This is a genomic window from Achromobacter denitrificans NBRC 15125, from assembly GCF_001571365.1.
Classification (GTDB): Bacteria; Pseudomonadota; Gammaproteobacteria; order Burkholderiales; family Burkholderiaceae_B; genus Achromobacter; species Achromobacter denitrificans.
On record NZ_BCTQ01000012.1, the window covers coordinates 73,598 to 89,667 of the forward strand.

Annotated in this window: 16 protein-coding genes; 14 read left to right on the forward strand and 2 right to left on the reverse strand. The window is 66.4% G+C overall.

The window, feature by feature from the left end:
- Positions 1-73: 73 nt before the first annotated feature.
- Entirely contained in the window at positions 74-655 is a 582-nt protein-coding gene (locus tag ADE01S_RS12345) for a hypothetical protein (protein WP_062681988.1), read from the reverse strand.
- Positions 656-1,083: 428 nt separating this feature from the next.
- On the opposite strand from ADE01S_RS12345, the gene rpsP reads away from it, so the two are divergent.
- The 8 genes from rpsP (at position 1,084) to ADE01S_RS12385 (ending at position 7,331) form a co-directional block, all read left to right on the forward strand.
- Positions 1,084-1,344: a 30S ribosomal protein S16 gene (gene rpsP, locus ADE01S_RS12350; protein ID WP_043541446.1), complete on the forward strand. Its 261-nt coding sequence runs from the start codon at positions 1,084-1,086 to the stop codon at positions 1,342-1,344.
- Positions 1,345-1,435: 91 nt separating this feature from the next.
- Positions 1,436-2,053 (forward strand): ribosome maturation factor RimM, encoded by a 618-nt coding sequence (rimM, locus tag ADE01S_RS12355; RefSeq protein WP_062681989.1) that lies wholly within the window; start codon positions 1,436-1,438, stop codon positions 2,051-2,053.
- Positions 2,053-2,889 (forward strand): tRNA (guanosine(37)-N1)-methyltransferase TrmD, encoded by an 837-nt coding sequence (trmD, locus tag ADE01S_RS12360; RefSeq protein ID WP_062681990.1) that lies wholly within the window; start codon positions 2,053-2,055, stop codon positions 2,887-2,889. The genes rimM and trmD overlap by 1 nt, the downstream gene beginning before the upstream one ends.
- A gap of 101 nt (positions 2,890-2,990) precedes the next feature.
- Positions 2,991-3,680 carry a helix-turn-helix domain-containing protein gene (locus tag ADE01S_RS12365; RefSeq protein WP_062681991.1) on the forward strand — a complete coding sequence of 230 codons (690 nt, stop codon included), beginning with the start codon at positions 2,991-2,993 and terminating at the stop codon, positions 3,678-3,680.
- A gap of 98 nt (positions 3,681-3,778) precedes the next feature.
- Entirely contained in the window at positions 3,779-4,534 is a 756-nt protein-coding gene (locus tag ADE01S_RS12370; RefSeq protein WP_062681992.1) for an ABC transporter substrate-binding protein, read from the forward strand.
- A 116-nt stretch (positions 4,535-4,650) separates the two neighbouring features.
- Complete coding sequence (locus ADE01S_RS12375; RefSeq protein WP_062681993.1) at positions 4,651-5,304, forward strand: amino acid ABC transporter permease; 654 nt, start codon at positions 4,651-4,653, stop codon at positions 5,302-5,304.
- Complete coding sequence (locus ADE01S_RS12380) at positions 5,301-6,032, forward strand: amino acid ABC transporter ATP-binding protein (protein WP_062681994.1); 732 nt, start codon at positions 5,301-5,303, stop codon at positions 6,030-6,032. Before ADE01S_RS12375 ends, ADE01S_RS12380 begins: the two co-directional genes overlap by 4 nt.
- 9 nt (positions 6,033-6,041) lie before the next feature.
- A complete protein-coding gene (locus ADE01S_RS12385) occupies positions 6,042-7,331 on the forward strand; it encodes an NAD(P)/FAD-dependent oxidoreductase (protein WP_062681995.1) in 1,290 nt (429 codons plus the stop codon).
- A 56-nt stretch (positions 7,332-7,387) separates the two neighbouring features.
- Here ADE01S_RS12385 and ADE01S_RS12390 read toward each other — a convergent pair whose 3' ends face one another.
- Positions 7,388-10,282 carry a valine--tRNA ligase gene (locus ADE01S_RS12390; RefSeq protein WP_062681996.1) on the reverse strand — a complete coding sequence of 965 codons (2,895 nt, stop codon included), beginning with the start codon at positions 10,280-10,282 and terminating at the stop codon, positions 7,388-7,390.
- Positions 10,283-10,675: 393 nt separating this feature from the next.
- Between ADE01S_RS12390 and ndk the strand changes: the two genes are divergently transcribed.
- Genes ndk through ADE01S_RS12420 form a run of 6 tightly spaced genes read left to right on the forward strand, consistent with a single transcriptional unit; the run spans position 10,676 to position 16,070 of the window.
- Positions 10,676-11,101, forward strand: coding sequence for a nucleoside-diphosphate kinase (gene ndk / locus ADE01S_RS12395; RefSeq protein ID WP_062681997.1), 426 nt, complete (start codon positions 10,676-10,678; stop codon positions 11,099-11,101).
- A 44-nt stretch (positions 11,102-11,145) separates the two neighbouring features.
- Positions 11,146-12,300, forward strand: a complete 1,155-nt coding sequence (gene rlmN, locus ADE01S_RS12400) for a dual-specificity RNA methyltransferase RlmN (RefSeq protein WP_062681998.1) — start codon at positions 11,146-11,148, stop codon at positions 12,298-12,300.
- Positions 12,297-12,791 (forward strand): helix-turn-helix domain-containing protein, encoded by a 495-nt coding sequence (locus tag ADE01S_RS12405; protein ID WP_062681999.1) that lies wholly within the window; start codon positions 12,297-12,299, stop codon positions 12,789-12,791. Before rlmN ends, ADE01S_RS12405 begins: the two co-directional genes overlap by 4 nt.
- 13 nt (positions 12,792-12,804) lie before the next feature.
- Positions 12,805-14,091 (forward strand): flavodoxin-dependent (E)-4-hydroxy-3-methylbut-2-enyl-diphosphate synthase, encoded by a 1,287-nt coding sequence (gene ispG / locus ADE01S_RS12410; RefSeq protein ID WP_062682000.1) that lies wholly within the window; start codon positions 12,805-12,807, stop codon positions 14,089-14,091.
- Between the two features lie 50 nt (positions 14,092-14,141).
- A complete protein-coding gene (hisS, locus tag ADE01S_RS12415) occupies positions 14,142-15,428 on the forward strand; it encodes a histidine--tRNA ligase (protein ID WP_087881390.1) in 1,287 nt (428 codons plus the stop codon).
- Positions 15,429-15,431: 3 nt separating this feature from the next.
- Positions 15,432-16,070: a YfgM family protein gene (locus ADE01S_RS12420; protein WP_062682002.1), complete on the forward strand. Its 639-nt coding sequence runs from the start codon at positions 15,432-15,434 to the stop codon at positions 16,068-16,070.

Here is a 16,070-nt window from a genome sequence, read left to right on the forward strand (position 1 = left end):
CGTGCCGGGCAGACCCCACAGGCAAAAGGGCCCGCTTTCCGGCGGGCCCTTTTGTTTTTGCCGCGCGGAACCGCTATTTGCGGACGGCGGCGGCCACGGCCTGGGTGATCGTGAAGTCGACCAGATCGCCTTCCTTGAGCTGCTGGAGCCGCGCCTGCAGGGCGGGGTCCTGCACCTGGATGGTGCGCATGCCGCCTTGCGGGCCCTTCAGCGTGACCAGGTTGGCGCTCTTGTTGATGTGCCAGATCTCGGCGGTGATCGTGGTCTGGCGGCCGGCCGCGCCGGCGGGCATGGCGCCCTTGGGGCTGCGCGTGCTCGACGTTTCCGTTACGACCTCGGGGGCGCCCGAGCCGGCCGGACGCACCGCCACCGCCACCGACTCGTAGTAGTCGAGCGTCAGCGTATCGCCGGGCTTGATCTGCTGGAAGTTGCGCACGTTCGGGCCGGCCATGATCTCCACGGTATTGCCGTTCTCGCCTTGCAGCGTGATGGTCCGGCTGGCCTGGTCCACGGCGGTGACCTTGCCCGTGGCGGTCGTGAGGGCGGCGCCGACGACGCGGGCGGAGGCCGCCAGCGGCATCGCCAGCGTGCCCGCCAGCAGGCCCGCCATGGCCAGGCGCGCGACAGGAGTGAAGACGGATTTCTGGTTCTTCATGATGGTGCACCCTCCGAATAGAGGAAGTTTGGGGGACAAACGCGGGGAAAAGCGGAAATGGCGGCGAGGGGCGGAGGACCCGCCCTCAGGGAGATGGCTTGAAGAAAGCGCGGAAGCGGCGCCGCGGAAGCGCGGCAGGGGGGAGCAAAGCGCGGGATCTTGCGTACGATGACATAAAACCGATCTCCAAAAATCGGGTTTTTCTTCAAACGCACTGACTTTGAACGCACTGAGACAGACACAAGCGCGGCCGGGCGGCTACACTTTGGGCTGCGGCGGGCTCCGGCCCGTTTTTGTAGAATACCTGGATGTGGTGTTTTAGGATACAAATCCCGCCGCTATGCAAGATTCCCGCACTCCTATTTGCCAGCTGGCTGGTTTAAGTGCTAGAATTTCCCGTTTTTCACAACTAATTCAAGGGATTACCTATGGTGGTGATTCGCCTGGCCCGCGGTGGGTCCAAGAAGCGTCCGTTTTACAACCTGGTGGCCACCGATTCGCGTAACCGTCGCGACGGCCGCTTCATTGAGCGCGTGGGTTTCTACAACCCCGTCGCCAGCGAAGGCACGGAAAACCTGCGCATCGCGCTGGATCGCGTGCAGCACTGGACCAGCAACGGCGCCCAACTGTCGCCCGCTGTCGAGCGTCTGGTCAAAGACTACTCGGCCAAGGTTTCCGCCGCGGCTTAATGCCCGCGTCGCCAAGCCTCAGCCCTGCTGGCTTTACTACGCTTTAAAGCTACCATTCATAGCTGCTTCATAGCTACCAAGAGCACGATACATGCCTGATGCCGCAACCTCCAACGCGGCGCCGACGGATTTGATCGAGCTGGGCCGCATCACCGCGGCCTACGGCGTGAAAGGCTGGGTTAAAGTGCAGCCGCATTCGGCCAACGCCGAAGTGCTGCTCTCAGCATCTCAATGGTGGTTGACTCGCCCTGTGCCTGAACTGGCGCGGGGCGCTGTCACGTCTGCGCCTGTCGCATACAAGGTCGTGCAATCCCGTTCGCAAGGCGCCACCGTGGTGGCCCAGCTGGCGGGTGTCGCAGATCGCGACCAGGCCGAAGCCCTGCGCGGTTGTTCCGTGCGGGCGCCGCGGGGAGCCTTCCCCGCGACCGAGGAAGACGAATACTACTGGGTCGATCTCATCGGTTGCGCGCTGTACTCCAGCGCCAACGGTGAACCCGCGCTCCTGGGCGTGGTCGACGAGGTCCTGGACAACGGCGCCCACGCCGTGCTGAAAGTCCTGCGCCAGACGGCCGGGGCCGAAGGCCCGGAGCCCGTGCTGGACGCCAAGGGCCGACCCGCCGAAATGCTCGTTCCGTTCGTGCGCGCGCACATTCAAGCCGTCGATCTGGCCGCTCGCCGCATCGACAGCGACTGGCCCGCGGATTTCTGATGCGATTCGACGTCGTGACGCTCTTTCCCGAAATGTTCGGGGTAGTGCGGGACCTGGGTGTCACCGGCCGGGCGCATGCCCAGGGCCGGTGGTCCCTGCATGCCTGGAATCCCCGCGATTTCACGCATGACGTGCACCGTACCGTGGACGACCGCCCCTACGGCGGCGGCCCCGGCATGGTGATGATGGCGGGCCCCCTGGAAGCCGCCGTCAATGCCGCCCAGGAGGCGCGCGCCGCGCAAGGCCTGGGCCGCGCGCCCGTCGCCTTGCTGGCGCCCGTCGGCCGGCGCTACGACCAGGCCGGGGCGGAATCCCTGGCCGCGGGTGACGGCATCATCCTGATCTGCGGCCGTTACGAAGGCGTCGACCAGCGCTTCATCGACCGCTGCGTCACGCAGGAAATCTCGTTGGGCGACTTCGTGTTGTCCGGCGGGGAAATCGCCGCGCTGGCGGTGATCGACGCCGCGGTCCGGCTGCTGCCCGGCGTGCTCAACGACGGCGACTCGGCGCTGCAGGATTCCTTCAACGACACCTTGTCCGGCCTGCTGGACAGCCCTCATTACACGCGTCCCGAAGTGTATGAAGGCGAGCCGGTGCCCGCCGCGCTGCTCAGTGGCCACCATGCCAATATCGCCCGCTGGCGGCGAGAGCGTTCGCTCGCCCTGACGGTGGCGCGCAGGCCCGAGCTGATCGAGTCCGCCCGCGCCCGCGGATGGCTCGACAAGGCCGACGAGCGTTACCTGGCCGAACTGGCCGGCACCTGGGATCCGGCCTCGGAAACTCCCCGGCGCAAGCGCAAGCCCGCCCGGCCCGCCAAGGCCTCGGGCGCGTCCTAACTCCTTCCCGGTTTGGCCCCTGAGCGCTAGGGATGTTCCTAGCTTGTGAGGCCGTGCGCCGCTCCCTAGCATTGAAAATTACATGAAAATGAAATTTTCATATGAGCCGCTCCGACCCCGCCCGATCCGTGCCCGCGCGCCGCTCCACCGCCTCGATGCAGGCGGCGAAGCCCTCGTCCGGCCGTCCGGAATCCGCGGTCGACCTGTGGCTGGGCCAGCAACTGCGCCAGTTGCGCAAGCAGCAGGGCCGGTCGCTGGCGGAGGTCGCCCGCGCCTGCGGCATCTCGCTGGGCCTCCTGAGCCAGATCGAGCGGGGCCTCAGCTCCGCCTCCGTGAAAATTCTGCATCTGCTGGCGCGCGAATTCCACGTGTCGGTGAATTCACTGCTGCGCAACGCCGAACATACCCAGGCCGAGGACGGCGGGCGAGTCGCCCGCGCGGGCACGCACCGCTACATCGACCTGAGCGAGAAGGGCATCAGCAAAGAGATGTACACGCCGCCTGCCTGCCGCAGCATGGATCTCTGCCGCGCCACCATCGAGCCGGGCGGCTCCACCGGCAACGAGCTCTTCGTGACCGGGCAGGGCGAGCAGATCGGCGTGGTGGTCAAGGGTTCGCTCGAACTGTGGGTGGGCGACCGGGTCGTGCTGCTCAACGAAGGCGACAGTTTTTGCTATGCCAGCAGCACGCCTCGCCGCTGGCGCAATCCCGGGTCGCAGACGACCGAGGTCATCTGGGCCATTTCCAACATCACTCAAGCCGCGGGGGACGATACGCAACAGGCGCCATGAGCGCACAGCATCCATAGCGGCGCGACGACACTGGGGATCGTCGCGCCACCGGGCGCGCAGGGCGCGGCCGGCTCTCTTTGCCACGACGAGGAAGTGTCATGAAATTCAAAACTCTGGCTGTCTCGGTAGTTGCTGCATTGTCCATGGCCGCGGGCGCGCAAGCCCAGACGGTATTGAAAGTGGGCTCCACGCCCACCGGCAGTCCTTTCACGTTTCTCGATACCAAGACCAACAGCATAGAAGGCGTGATGGTCGACATCGTGAAGGCGGTGGGCAAAGAGGCGGGATTCGAGGTGCAGATCGAACCCATGGCGTTCTCCGCGCTGATCGGCTCACTGACGTCCAAACGCATCGACATCGTGTCGGCGGCCATGTTCATCACGCCGCAGCGCCAGCAGGTGGTGAACTTTTCCGAGCCCGTGTACCGCTACGGCGAGGGGCTCATGGTGCTCAAGACCGACAACAAGGAATACAAGTCCTTCGCCGACATGAAAGGCATGACCGTCGGCGTGCAGGTCGGCACCGCGTTCGTCGAGCCGATACAGAAGAGCGGCGTGTTCAAAGAGGTCAAGCTCTACGACAACCCGCCCGACATGATGCGCGACGCCAACGCCGGCCGCATCCAGGGCGGCTTCATGGACTATCCCATCGCGGCCTACATCCTGACCCAGGGGAACTATCCCAACCTGAAGATGGCGCAGGCTTATCAGCCGACGGTGATGGGCAGCCTGGGCCTGGCCACGCGCAAGGAAGACACCGCGTTGCTCGACCGGATCAACAAGGCGCTGGTCAAGCTGAAGGCGGACGGCGCCATCGACGCCATCCTGAAGAAGTGGGGGCTGTCCGGCGCTTGATGCCGGCCCGGCCTCAAGCAACCGGACGCCTCGCGGCTACCCCGCGGGCGCGGCTTCGCGCCCGCGGGCGAGCCATGGCGGCGTCCTCGCCGGCTGTCTTGTTGGGGTGGTAAGTCATGACGGAATTCTTCAAGGACGCGGCGGAGTATCTGCCGATATTGCTGCAGGGCGCGAAGCTCACGATCCTGGTCACGCTGGGCTCGCTCGCGCTGTCCACGGTGCTGGGCCTGGTGTGGGCGTTGATGCGCGTGTCGGGGAACCGATACCTGTCCAAGTTCAGCGGCGGGGTGATCAACCTGCTGCGCGGCATTCCCATCATCGTGCTGCTGTTCTACATCTACTTCGTGATGCCCGACATGGGCGTGTCGCTGACGGCGGTGCAGGCGGCCATCATCGGCCTGGGCGTGGCGTATTCCGCCTACCAGGCCGAGAACTTCCGCGCGGGCATCCAGGCCATCGACCGCGGCCAGATCGAGGCGGCCATGGCCATGGGCATGAGCTGGGGCATGACGATGCGGCGCGTGGTGCTGCCGCAGGCGGTGAAGATCGTGCTGCCGCCTTACGGAAACATCATGATCATGATGCTCAAGGATTCGTCGCAGGCGTCGACGATCACGGTGGCCGAACTTGCCCTGCAGGGCAAGCTGATCGCCGTCTCCACGTTCAAGAACGCGACCGTGTTCTCGCTGGTGGCGCTGATGTACCTCGTGATGTGCGTTCCGCTGATCCTGCTGGTGCGCCATCTGGAAAAAAGGAGCGCCGCCAAATGATCGAACTCCAGGGAGTCCGCAAGAGCTTCGGCTCGCTCGAAGTGCTCAAGGGCATCGACGCCGAGGTCACGAAAGGCGAGGTCGTGTGCGTGATCGGCCCGTCGGGGTCGGGCAAGTCCACCATCCTGCGATGCATCAACGGGCTGGAGCGCTACAACGCCGGCCGCATCACGGTGGACGGGGAGCTGGTCGACTGCGACTCGCCGTCCATCGTCTCCATCCGCACGCAGGTGGCGATGGTGTTCCAGCGCTTCAACCTGTTTCCCCACCGCACGGCGCTGGAGAACGTCATCGAAGGTCCGATCTTCGTCAAGAAGGAGCCGCGCGCGCAGGCCGTGGAGCGGGGGCGCGAACTGCTGGCCAGCGTAGGCCTGGCGGACAAGGAGAACGCGCATCCGCCGCAACTGTCGGGCGGCCAGCAGCAGCGCGTCGCGATTGCGCGGGCGCTCGCGATGCGGCCCAAGGCCATCCTCTTCGACGAGCCGACTTCCGCGCTCGATCCCGAGCTGGTCGGCGACGTGCTGGGCGTCATGCGCAAGCTGGCCGAGGCCGGCATGACGATGGTCGTCGTGACCCACGAAATGAGCTTCGCCCGCGAGGTGGCCGACCGCGTCATGTTCTTTGACGGCGGCGTCATGGTGGAGCAGGGCGCCGCCCGCGAGGTGCTGAATCATCCGCAGCATCCCCGGACGCAGGATTTCCTGCGCCGGGTGTTGCATCCCATGTAAGGAAGGACCATGCCGCAAGCGCCATTTCCGCTGTCCCCTTCGCTCTGGGCCGCCACGGCCGCGGCGCCTCCGCCCACGGAGCCGCTCGGGGCGTCCACGCAGGCCGACGTGCTCGTGGTGGGCGGCGGCTACGCGGGCCTGAGCACGGCGCTGCACCTGGCCGAGCGCGGCGTGCGGGTCGTGCTGCTGGAGGCGCGGGAAATCGGCTTCGGCGGGTCGGGCCGCAATGGCGGCCAGGTCATTCCGGGCCTGAAGTACGACCCCGATGCGCTCATCGCCATGTTCGGCGCCGAGCGCGGCGAACGCCTGGTGCGCTTTGCCGGCGCCACGGCGGACTCGGTATTCAATCTGATCGAACGGCACGCCATGGACGTGCCGTTCGTGCGCAAGGGCTGGATCCAGGGCGCGCACACTGCCCAGGCCCTGCGGCTGGCGCACGGCCGGGCCGCCGAATGGGCGAAGCTGGGCGCTGACGTCGAGCCCCTGGACCGCGCCCAGGTGGCCGGCCTGATCGGCACCGACCGCTATCTGGGCGGCTGGGTGGATCGGCGCGCGGGCGCCATCCAGCCGCTGAGCTATGCGCGGGGCCTGGCGCGCGCCGCGCTCGACGCGGGCGCCGTCATCCATACGGACACGCCCGTCACCCGGCTGGCGCGCGCGGGCGGCAAATGGACGGCGGCCACGGCCGGCGGCCCGAGCGTCACCGCCGATCGGGTGGTGATGTGCACGAACGCCTATGGCGGCGATCTGCTGCCTGGCCTGAAGCAGTCGATCATCGATGCCAACACCTTCCAGGTGGCCACCCGGCCGCTGCCGGAGGCCGTGCGCGCCGGCATCCTGCCCGAAGGCCAGGTCACGTCCGATACGCGCAACCTGCTGCTGTATTTCCGTCTGGACCACCAGGGCAGGCTGCTGATGGGCGGGCGCGGCCCGTTCAGGGAGCCCAGGGGAGAGCAGGATTGGGCGCACCTGGAGCGCGTGATGCTGAAGCTGTTCCCGCAGGTCGCGGGCACGCCGTTCGAGTACCGCTGGTGCGGCCGGGTGGCCGTGACCCGCGATTACCTTCCGCACCTGCATGAACCCGAACCCGGCCTGCTGGTGGATATCGGCTGCCAGGGGCGCGGCGTGGGCCTGCAGACCAGCATGGGCCGGGCGATGGCGCAATACGTGGCCAAGGGCGACGCCAACGCCTTGCCGGTTCCGCTCACGCCGGTGGTGCCGTTTCCGCTCTACGGCCTGCGGCGGCTGTACGTGAACGCCGTTGTGACCTGGTACAGGATGACGGACGGCGGGGTGTAGAAAAAAGCCCCTCGATGCATCGAGGGGCCTTGGGGGTTCAGGCGCGCGGGCTGCGGTCAGTTGCCCAGCTTGGCGCGCTGTTCGCGCACCTTTTGCAGGGTTTCGCCGAACTGCGCCATGCGCGCCTTTTCCTGCTCGACCACGGCCGCCGGCGCGCGCTCGACGAAGCTGGCGTTCGACAGCTTGCCATTGGCCTTGGCCATTTCGCCTTCCAGGCGGGCGATTTCCTTGTCCAGGCGCACGCGCTCGGCCGCCACGTCGATCTCGACGTGCAGCATCAGCCGGCTGGTGCCCACGACCTGCACCGGCGCGCCGGCGTCGGGCAGCGCGTCCAGCACTTCGACTTCGCTCAGCTTGGCCAGCGCCGCCAGGTAGGGAGCGTTGCGCTTGAGGATCGGCGCGTCGCCCTGGGCGCACAGCGGCACCTTCTGCGCCGGCGACAGGTTCATCTCGCCGCGCAGCGCGCGCACCGCCTCGACCTGGGCCTTCAGTTCGGCCACGTCGGCTTCCGCCGCGGTGTCGACCGCCGCCGGGTTGGCCTGCGGGAAGGGCTGGACGCTGACGCTGTCCGCCACGCCTTCCTTGCGCTTGCCGGCCACCACCGACACCTTCTGCCACAGCTCTTCGGTGATGAACGGGATGATGGGGTGGGCCAGGCGGAGCACGCCTTCCAGCACGCGGATCAGCGTGCGGCGCGTGCCCAGCTGCTGGGCGGGCGTGCCGGTCTGGATCTGCACCTTGGCCAGTTCCAGGTACCAGTCGCAGTATTCGTCCCAGACGTAGCGGTAGAGCGCGTTGGCGACGTTGTCGAAGCGGTAGTCGGCGAAGCCGCGCGCGACGTCCGCCTCCAGCGCCTGCAGCTGGCTGATGATCCAGCGGTCCACGAAGGACTGCTCGCCCGCGTCCGGCCCCGTCAGGTCATGGCCCTCGGTGTTCATCAGCACGAAGCGCGTGGCGTTCCAGAGCTTGTTGCAGAAGTTGCGGTAGCCCTCGCAGCGCTTGAGGTCGAAGTTGATGTTGCGGCCCAGCGTGGCGTAGGCGGCCATGGTGAAGCGCAGCGCATCGGTGCCGAAAGCGGGGATGCCGTCCGGATACTGGCGGCGGGTGGCCTTCTCGATGGCGCCGGCCTGCTTGGGATTCATCAGGCCGTAGGTGCGCTTGGCGACCAGGCCGTCCAGGTCGATGCCGTCGATCAGATCGACCGGGTCCAGGGTGTTGCCCTTGGACTTGCTCATCTTCTGGCCGTCGGCGTCGCGGATCAGGCCGTGCACGTACACGTGCTTGAAGGGGATGTGGCCGGTCAGGTGCGTGGTCAGCATGACCATGCGCGCCACCCAGAAGAAGATGATGTCGAAGCCCGTGACCAGCACGCTGGAGGGCAGGTAGCGCTGCAGGTCGGGGGTGTTCTCCGGCCAGCCCAGCGTGGTGAAGGGCACCAGGCCGGACGAGAACCAGGTATCCAGCACGTCGGGGTCGCGCTTGAGATCGCCCGTCACGCCCGCCGCGCGCGCCTGCGCGATGGCGCCGGCCTCGTCGTGGGCCACGAACACCTGGCCGTCGTCGGAGTACCAGGCCGGGATCTGGTGGCCCCACCAGAGCTGGCGCGAAATGCACCAGTCCTGGATGTTGTTGAGCCATTGGTTGTAGATGGTGGTCCAGTTGTCCGGGTAGAACTGGATGCGGCCGTCGGCCACCACTTCCAGGGCGACTTCCGTGATGCTCTTGCCCGGGTTCAGCGTGCCTTCGGGGGCGGGCTTGCTCATGGCCACGAACCATTGGTCCGTCAGCATGGGTTCCAGCACGACGCCGGTGCGGTCGCCCTTGGGCTGCATCATCTTGTGCGGCTCGACCTTGACCAGGTAGCCTTCGGCCTCCAGCTGGGCGACCACGGCCTTGCGCGCCTCGTAGCGCTCCATGCCCTGGAACTGCTTGGGGCCGTTTTCATTGATGTGGGCGTCCAGCGTGAAGATCACGATCAGCGGCAGATCGTGGCGCATCGCGCAGGCGTAGTCGTTGAAGTCGTGCGCGCCGGTGATCTTGACGCAGCCGGTGCCGAATTCGGGGTCGACGAAATCGTCGGCGATGATGGGAATGTTGCGGTCGCACAGCGGCAGCTCGACTTCCTTGCCGACCAGGTGCTTGTAGCGCGGGTCTTCGGGGTGCACGCACAGCGCGCCGTCGGCCAGCATGGTCTCGGGCCGGGTGGTGGCGATGGTCAGGCCGCGCAGCGTGACGGTCTGGCCGTCCTTGTCGACGATGGTCTGGGGGCCGTCCACGAAGGGGTAGAGGATGTGCCACATGTGGCCATCGGTCTCTTCGGACTGGACTTCCAGGTCGGACACGGCGGTCAGCAGCTTCGGATCCCAGTTGACTAGGCGCTTGCCGCGGTAGATCAGTCCCTGTTTATGCAGGCGCACGAAAGTTTCGACCACGCCGCGCGACATGCGGTCGTCCATGGTGAAATACTCGCGCGGCCAGTCGGCGGAGGCGCCCAGGCGGCGGACCTGCTCGGTGATGGCGTTGCCCGACTTTTCCTTCCACTCCCAGACCTTCTCCACGAATTTTTCGCGGCCGAGGTCGTGGCGGGAAACCTTCTCGGCGTCCAGCTGTCTTTCAACGACGATCTGCGTGGCGATGCCGGCGTGGTCGGTGCCGGGGATGAACACGGTATCGTCGCCCAGCATGCGGTGGTAGCGCACCAGGCCGTCCATGATGGTCTGGTTGAACGCGTGGCCCATGTGCAGCGTGCCCGTCACGTTGGGAGGCGGGAACTGGATGACGTAGGGCTTGCTTTCCGTCCCTGTTTTTACGTGCTGGCCCGCCTGGAAGTAGCCGCGCTTGTCCCACTCGGCGTACCAGCGGGATTCGAGTTCGGCGGGTTCGAAGCTCTTGGAGAGTTCCGGGGTGTCGCTCGCGGGTGTCGCGGCGTTCGGGGGAGCAGCTTGAGTCATTACAGGTTCCGGCAGACAGGGGCGCCCGGCCTAAGGATGCGGGCAGCAAACCGCTCATTTTAAGATGTAATGCGGTCTTCTCGGCGTGTTAGAATACCGGGTTACTGTAAACCTTTTAGAAGTCCCTGAATTCATTGAGGATTCCTTCGGAAACACGCAACTGAAAACGCGTATCCGCAAGCCCCCGATGCAAATCCGGGTCGAGTCCGACAGGTGGGCAGTGTCGAATCCCTGCCTTGGCCCAGCGGTTCAGGCCGGTCCGGAACATCCCTGTGTTCCGAGCCGCCTGCGCGCCAGCAGCGCGATGACGCTTCAAGGGTGACACCGACAAGCGCAGAGCCGCGCCAGGCAATTGATCAGAAACCAGTCAGAAATCAGTTTTCGGAGTTCTCTATGTCCATTCAACGCACCCTCTCGATCATCAAGCCCGACGCCGTCGCCAAGAACGTCATCGGCCAGATCGTCAGCCGCTTCGAGCAAGCCGGCCTGAAGGTCATCGCCGCCCGCCTGGCCCAGCTGTCGCGCGCCGACGCCGAGCGTTTCTACGCCGTGCACAAGGAACGCCCCTTCTTCAAGGACCTGGTCGACTTCATGGTCTCGGGCCCGGTCTTCGTGCAAGTGCTGGAAGGTGAAGAAGCCATCGCCAAGAACCGCGACCTGATGGGCGCCACGGACCCCAAGAAGGCGGCTCCCGGCACCATTCGCGCCGACTTCGCCGACAGCATCGACGCCAACGCCGTGCACGGCTCCGACGCTCCGGAAACGGCCGCCGTCGAAGTGGCTTTCTTCTTCCCCGAAATCAACATCCACAGCCGTTGATTTCCGCGAAAGCACTGTTTTAGATTTTTAGCGTTACCCAGGTCATGGAATCCGTCGAACGAATCAATCTGCTGGGGCTGGACGGCTCCGCCCTGTCCGAGCTCGTCGGGCAGTGGGGCGGCAAGCCGTTTCGCGCCCGCCAGCTGCAGCGCTGGATGCATCAGCGCGGCGCCGATTCGTTCGACGCCATGACCGACCTTGCCCGCGATTTCCGCGGCCAGCTCGCGACGCATTGCCGCATCGAGGCATTGCCCGTCAATACCGAGCAGCGCTCGTCCGACGGCACCCGCAAGTGGCTGTTCGACGTGGGGCAGGGCAATGCCATCGAAACCGTCTTCATCCCCGAGGACGACCGCGGCACGCTGTGCATTTCCAGCCAGGCCGGCTGCGTGGTGAATTGCCGCTTCTGCTCGACCGGGCACCAGGGCTTCAACCGCAACCTGAAAACCAGCGAAATCATCGGCCAGCTGTGGTGGGCCAAGCGCGTGCTGGAAGCCGACATCGGCACCGCCCGCCTGGCAAGCGCCAAGGCCACCGAAGATACCCGCGTGGTCAGCAACGTGGTCATGATGGGCATGGGCGAGCCCCTGCTCAACTACGACCAGGTCCTGCCCGCCTTGCGCCTGATGCTGGACGACAACGCCTACGGCCTGTCGCGCCGCCGCGTCACCGTGTCCACCTCCGGCGTGGTCCCCATGATGGACCGCCTGTCGCAGGACTGTCCCGTGGCCCTGGCCGTTTCGCTGCACGCGCCGAACGACGCGCTGCGCGACGAGCTGGTGCCGCTGAACAAGAAGTACCCGCTGAAGGAGCTGCTGGCCGCTTGCGAACGCTACCTGGCGTTCGCCCCGCGCGACTTCATCACTTTTGAATATTGCATGCTGGACGGCATCAACGATACCGACCAGCACGCCAAAGAACTGATCCACATTGCACGCCAGCTGCGGTGCAAGCTCAATCTGATTCCGTTCAACCCCTTTCCCGAGTCCGGCCTGAAGCGCTCGAACTCGGCGCGGGTGAAGGTGTTTGCCCAGCGTCTCATGGACGCCGGCATCATCACCACCGTTCGCAAGACCCGGGGCGACGACATCGATGCGGCTTGCGGCCAGCTGGCCGGAGAAGTGCGCGACCGCACCCGGATTACCGAGCGCAACGCCGCACAGCGCCAGACCATACCAATTAAACAGGTGCATGCATGACGCAGGATTTCGCTTCTGCAGTTTCAGAAACGCCCGCCGGCGCAGCGGGCAGCGTGGGTTCGGCATTGCGCGCCTTGCGCGAGTCCAAGGGTTGGTCGCTGGACGAGGTGTCCAGCCGCATCAAGTTCTCCACCAAGCAGATCGAAGCTCTTGAAAACGAAGAGTGGGCGGCCCTGCCCACCGGCGTTTCATTGCGCGGCCTGGTCCGCAATTACGCGCGCCTGCTGGGCGCGGATTCCCAAGCCATCGTCGACTCGCTGGATCCCAAGGCCCGCGTCACCGGCCCGGTGAAGCTCAGCCCCGGCGCCCTGCATTCGGCGCACTCCATTCCCCAGTCCAGCGCCGACGACGACCGTTCGTCCTCGACCTCCTGGGGCTGGCTCATCGCCATCGTGCTGGTGCTCGCCGCCGGCGTGGCCTACGCCTTCTGGCAAGGCTGGCTGCCGCAGCACTGGCTGCCGTCCGACTGGCTGCCCAAGTCGACCAAGTAAACCGGTTTCGCCGATGCAAGATTCTTCTCTGCCTTGCCAGGATGCGCCGCCTCCCGCCGTGGGGGCCGCAGAGCGCCGCGCCACGCGTTCGGTGGCGGTGAAGTGGGGCGATCGCGTCGTGATCGTGGGCGGCGACGCCCCGGTCGTGGTGCAGTCCATGACCAACACCGACACGGCGGACGCCATCGCCACCGCGATACAGATCAAGGAACTGGCCCAGGCCGGCTCCGAGCTCGTGCGCATCACGGTGAATACGCCCGAGGCGGCCCGCGAGGTCGCCGCCATCCGCGAACAGCTGGATCGCATGGGCGTGGACGTGCCGCTGGTGGGCGACTTCCACTACAACGGCCACAAGCTGCTCACGCAGTTTCCCGAATGCGCCCAGGCCTTGTCCAAGTACCGGATCAACCCGGGCAACATGGGCGGCGGCAAGCGGCGCGACGACAACTTCGCCCAGATGATCGAAGTGGCTTGCCGCTACGACAAGCCCGTGCGCATCGGCGTGAACTGGGGCAGCCTGGACCACGAGCTGATGGCGCGCAAGATGGACGAGAACAGCCGTCGCGCGCAGCCCTGGGAAGCCCAGGCGGTGATGCGCGACGCGCTGGTCGTGTCGGCCATCAGCAACGCCGAGCGCGCCGAGGAACTCGGACTGCGCCGCGATGCCATCGTGCTGTCCTGCAAGGTCAGCCACGTGCAGGACCTGATCGCCGTCTACCGCGACCTGTCCGCCCGTTGCGACTACCCGCTGCACCTGGGCCTGACCGAAGCCGGCATGGGCAGCAAGGGCATCGTGGCCTCCACGGCCGCGCTGGCCGTGCTGCTGCAGCAGGGCATCGGCGACACCATCCGCATTTCGCTGACGCCCGAACCCGGCGGGGATCGCAGCCGCGAAGCCGTGGTGGCGCAGGAAATCCTGCAGACCATGGGCTTGCGCGCCTTCACGCCGATGGTGGTCGCGTGCCCGGGTTGCGGTCGCACCAGCAGCACGTTCTTCCAGGAACTGGCCGACAGCATCCAGGGGTATCTGCGCCGCCAGATGCCGGTCTGGCGCGCCCAGTATCCCGGCGTCGAGAGCATGAACGTCGCCGTCATGGGCTGTGTGGTCAATGGACCCGGCGAGAGCCGGCATGCCGATATCGGCATCAGCCTGCCGGGCACCGGCGAAGTGCCGGCGGCGCCGGTGTTCGTCGACGGCGAGCGCACGGTGACGCTCAAGGGCGACCACATTGCCGAAGAGTTCCAGGCCATCGTCGAAGACTACGTCGCGCGCCGTTATGGCGCGCCCGCCTCTCATTAAAGTAAGGGTGTAGCCGTTCGCGCGCCGGCGCGCGACGCGGCATGATCAAGATGACTCAAGCTTTCCAGAAAGTCGCCGCCATACGCGGCATGAATGACCTGTTGCCGGGGGCAAGCGCCCGCTGGGAACAATTCGAGGAAATCGTGCGCGGCTGGCTGCGCGGCTACGGCTATCGCAATGTGCGCACGCCGGTGCTTGAGCATACGCGCCTGTTCGCGCGCGGTATCGGCGAAGTGACCGACATCGTCGAAAAAGAGATGTACACCTTCACCGATGCGCTCAATGGCGAATCGTTGACCATGCGGCCGGAAATGACGGCCGGCATCGTGCGCGCGTCGATCGAGCACAACATGCTCTACGACCGCCCGCAGCGCGTCTACTCCATCGGCCCGGTATTCCGCCACGAGCGCCCGCAGCGCGGCCGCTACCGCCAGTTCCACCAGATCGACGTCGAGGCCCTGGGCTTCGCCGGCCCGGACGTGGACGCCGAACTCATCGTCATGCTGGCCCGCCTGTGGAAGCTGCTGGGCCTGACCGACGTGCGCCTCGAACTGAACTCGCTGGGCCAGCCGGCCGAACGCGCCGCTCACCGCGCCGCGCTGATCGAGCACCTGGAAAAGCACCGCGACATCCTGGACGAAGACGGCCAGCGCCGCCTGTACAGCAACCCGCTGCGCGTGCTGGACACGAAGAATCCCGCCATGCAGGAAATGGCCGACAGCGCTCCGCGCCTGTTCGACTTCCTGGGCGAAGCGTCCCGCGCGCACTTCGACGGCGTGTGCCAGCGCCTGACGGACGCCGGCATCGAATATCGCCTGAACCCGCGCCTGGTGCGCGGGCTGGATTACTACAATCTGACCGTGTTCGAGTGGGTCACCGATCGCCTCGGTTCCCAGGGCACCGTATGCGGCGGCGGCCGCTATGACGGCCTGGTCGAGCTGCTGGGCGGCAAGCCCGCGCCCGCCGTGGGCTTCGCGATCGGCATGGAACGCCTGCTCGACCTCTGGGAGCAGAGCGTGCAGGTCGAGCAGCCGGCCGAGTGCGACGTCTACGTCGTGCACCAGGGCGAAGAGGCGCAGCGCCTGGCCGCCCGGGTCGGGGAAGACCTGCGCGATGCCGGCCTGTCTGTCATCGTGCATGCGGGTTCCGCAAGCTTCAAGTCCCAATTCAAGCGCGCCGATGCCAGCGGCGCCCGGGTTGCGGTTATCCTTGGCGCCGATGAAGTGGCTGCACAGGCCGCGAGCGTCAAGTACCTGCGCTCCGAAGAGCAGGGCGAAACCGCGCAGCAGCAAGTCCCGTTGGCGGGATTGGCCGACGTATTGAACATCAAGGGTTAATGCATGGCATACGATCTGGAAGAACAGGAAAAACTCGACGCGATCAAGGCTTGGTGGGCGCGTTACGGCACGCTGGTGGTCACGCTGGTGGCGGCGGTCGCGCTGGCCTGGGGCGGCTGGTGGGGCTGGAAGGCCTACCAGGCGCACCGCGCCAACCAGGCGATGGGCTACTTCGAAGCGCTGGAAGACGCGGCCCGCCTGGGCGGCGCCGATTCGGCGGTGCGCATCAAGACCGCGGCCGCGACGCTGCGCGAGGAATATCCCGCCACGGGCTACGCCACGCGCGGCGCGCTGGTGGCGGCCCAGGCGCTGCAAGCCCAGAAGGACGAAGCCGGCGCCCGCGAACAGCTGGAATGGCTGGCCGCCCAGGGCAAGAATCCCGCCATGCAGGCCGTGGCCCGCCTGCGCCTGGCCGGCATGCTGCTCGACCAGAAGCAGTACGATGCCGCGCTGGCGCAACTCAACAACCCGCCGCCGGCCTTCGCCGCCTTGTACGCGGACCGTCGCGGCGATATCCTCGCTGCGCAGGGCAAGCGCGACGAGGCCCGGACGGCCTGGCAAAGCGCCATCGATGGCCTGGGCACGACGAATCCCTTGACCCAGGTTGTGCAACTGAAACTGGATGCCCTGAGCGGAGCGTGA

Coding starts and splice junctions, on each gene's coding strand:
- ADE01S_RS12345 (WP_062681988.1), bottom strand. CDS start 655: ATGAAGAACCAGAAATCCGTCTTCACTCCTGTCGCGCGCCTGGCCATG.
- rpsP (WP_043541446.1), top strand. CDS start 1,084: ATGGTGGTGATTCGCCTGGCCCGCGGTGGGTCCAAGAAGCGTCCGTTT.
- rimM (WP_062681989.1), top strand. CDS start 1,436: ATGCCTGATGCCGCAACCTCCAACGCGGCGCCGACGGATTTGATCGAG.
- trmD (WP_062681990.1), top strand. CDS start 2,053: ATGCGATTCGACGTCGTGACGCTCTTTCCCGAAATGTTCGGGGTAGTG.
- ADE01S_RS12365 (WP_062681991.1), top strand. CDS start 2,991: ATGAGCCGCTCCGACCCCGCCCGATCCGTGCCCGCGCGCCGCTCCACC.
- ADE01S_RS12370 (WP_062681992.1), top strand. CDS start 3,779: ATGAAATTCAAAACTCTGGCTGTCTCGGTAGTTGCTGCATTGTCCATG.
- ADE01S_RS12375 (WP_062681993.1), top strand. CDS start 4,651: ATGACGGAATTCTTCAAGGACGCGGCGGAGTATCTGCCGATATTGCTG.
- ADE01S_RS12380 (WP_062681994.1), top strand. CDS start 5,301: ATGATCGAACTCCAGGGAGTCCGCAAGAGCTTCGGCTCGCTCGAAGTG.
- ADE01S_RS12385 (WP_062681995.1), top strand. CDS start 6,042: ATGCCGCAAGCGCCATTTCCGCTGTCCCCTTCGCTCTGGGCCGCCACG.
- ADE01S_RS12390 (WP_062681996.1), bottom strand. CDS start 10,282: ATGACTCAAGCTGCTCCCCCGAACGCCGCGACACCCGCGAGCGACACC.
- ndk (WP_062681997.1), top strand. CDS start 10,676: ATGTCCATTCAACGCACCCTCTCGATCATCAAGCCCGACGCCGTCGCC.
- rlmN (WP_062681998.1), top strand. CDS start 11,146: ATGGAATCCGTCGAACGAATCAATCTGCTGGGGCTGGACGGCTCCGCC.
- ADE01S_RS12405 (WP_062681999.1), top strand. CDS start 12,297: ATGACGCAGGATTTCGCTTCTGCAGTTTCAGAAACGCCCGCCGGCGCA.
- ispG (WP_062682000.1), top strand. CDS start 12,805: ATGCAAGATTCTTCTCTGCCTTGCCAGGATGCGCCGCCTCCCGCCGTG.
- hisS (WP_087881390.1), top strand. CDS start 14,142: ATGACTCAAGCTTTCCAGAAAGTCGCCGCCATACGCGGCATGAATGAC.
- ADE01S_RS12420 (WP_062682002.1), top strand. CDS start 15,432: ATGGCATACGATCTGGAAGAACAGGAAAAACTCGACGCGATCAAGGCT.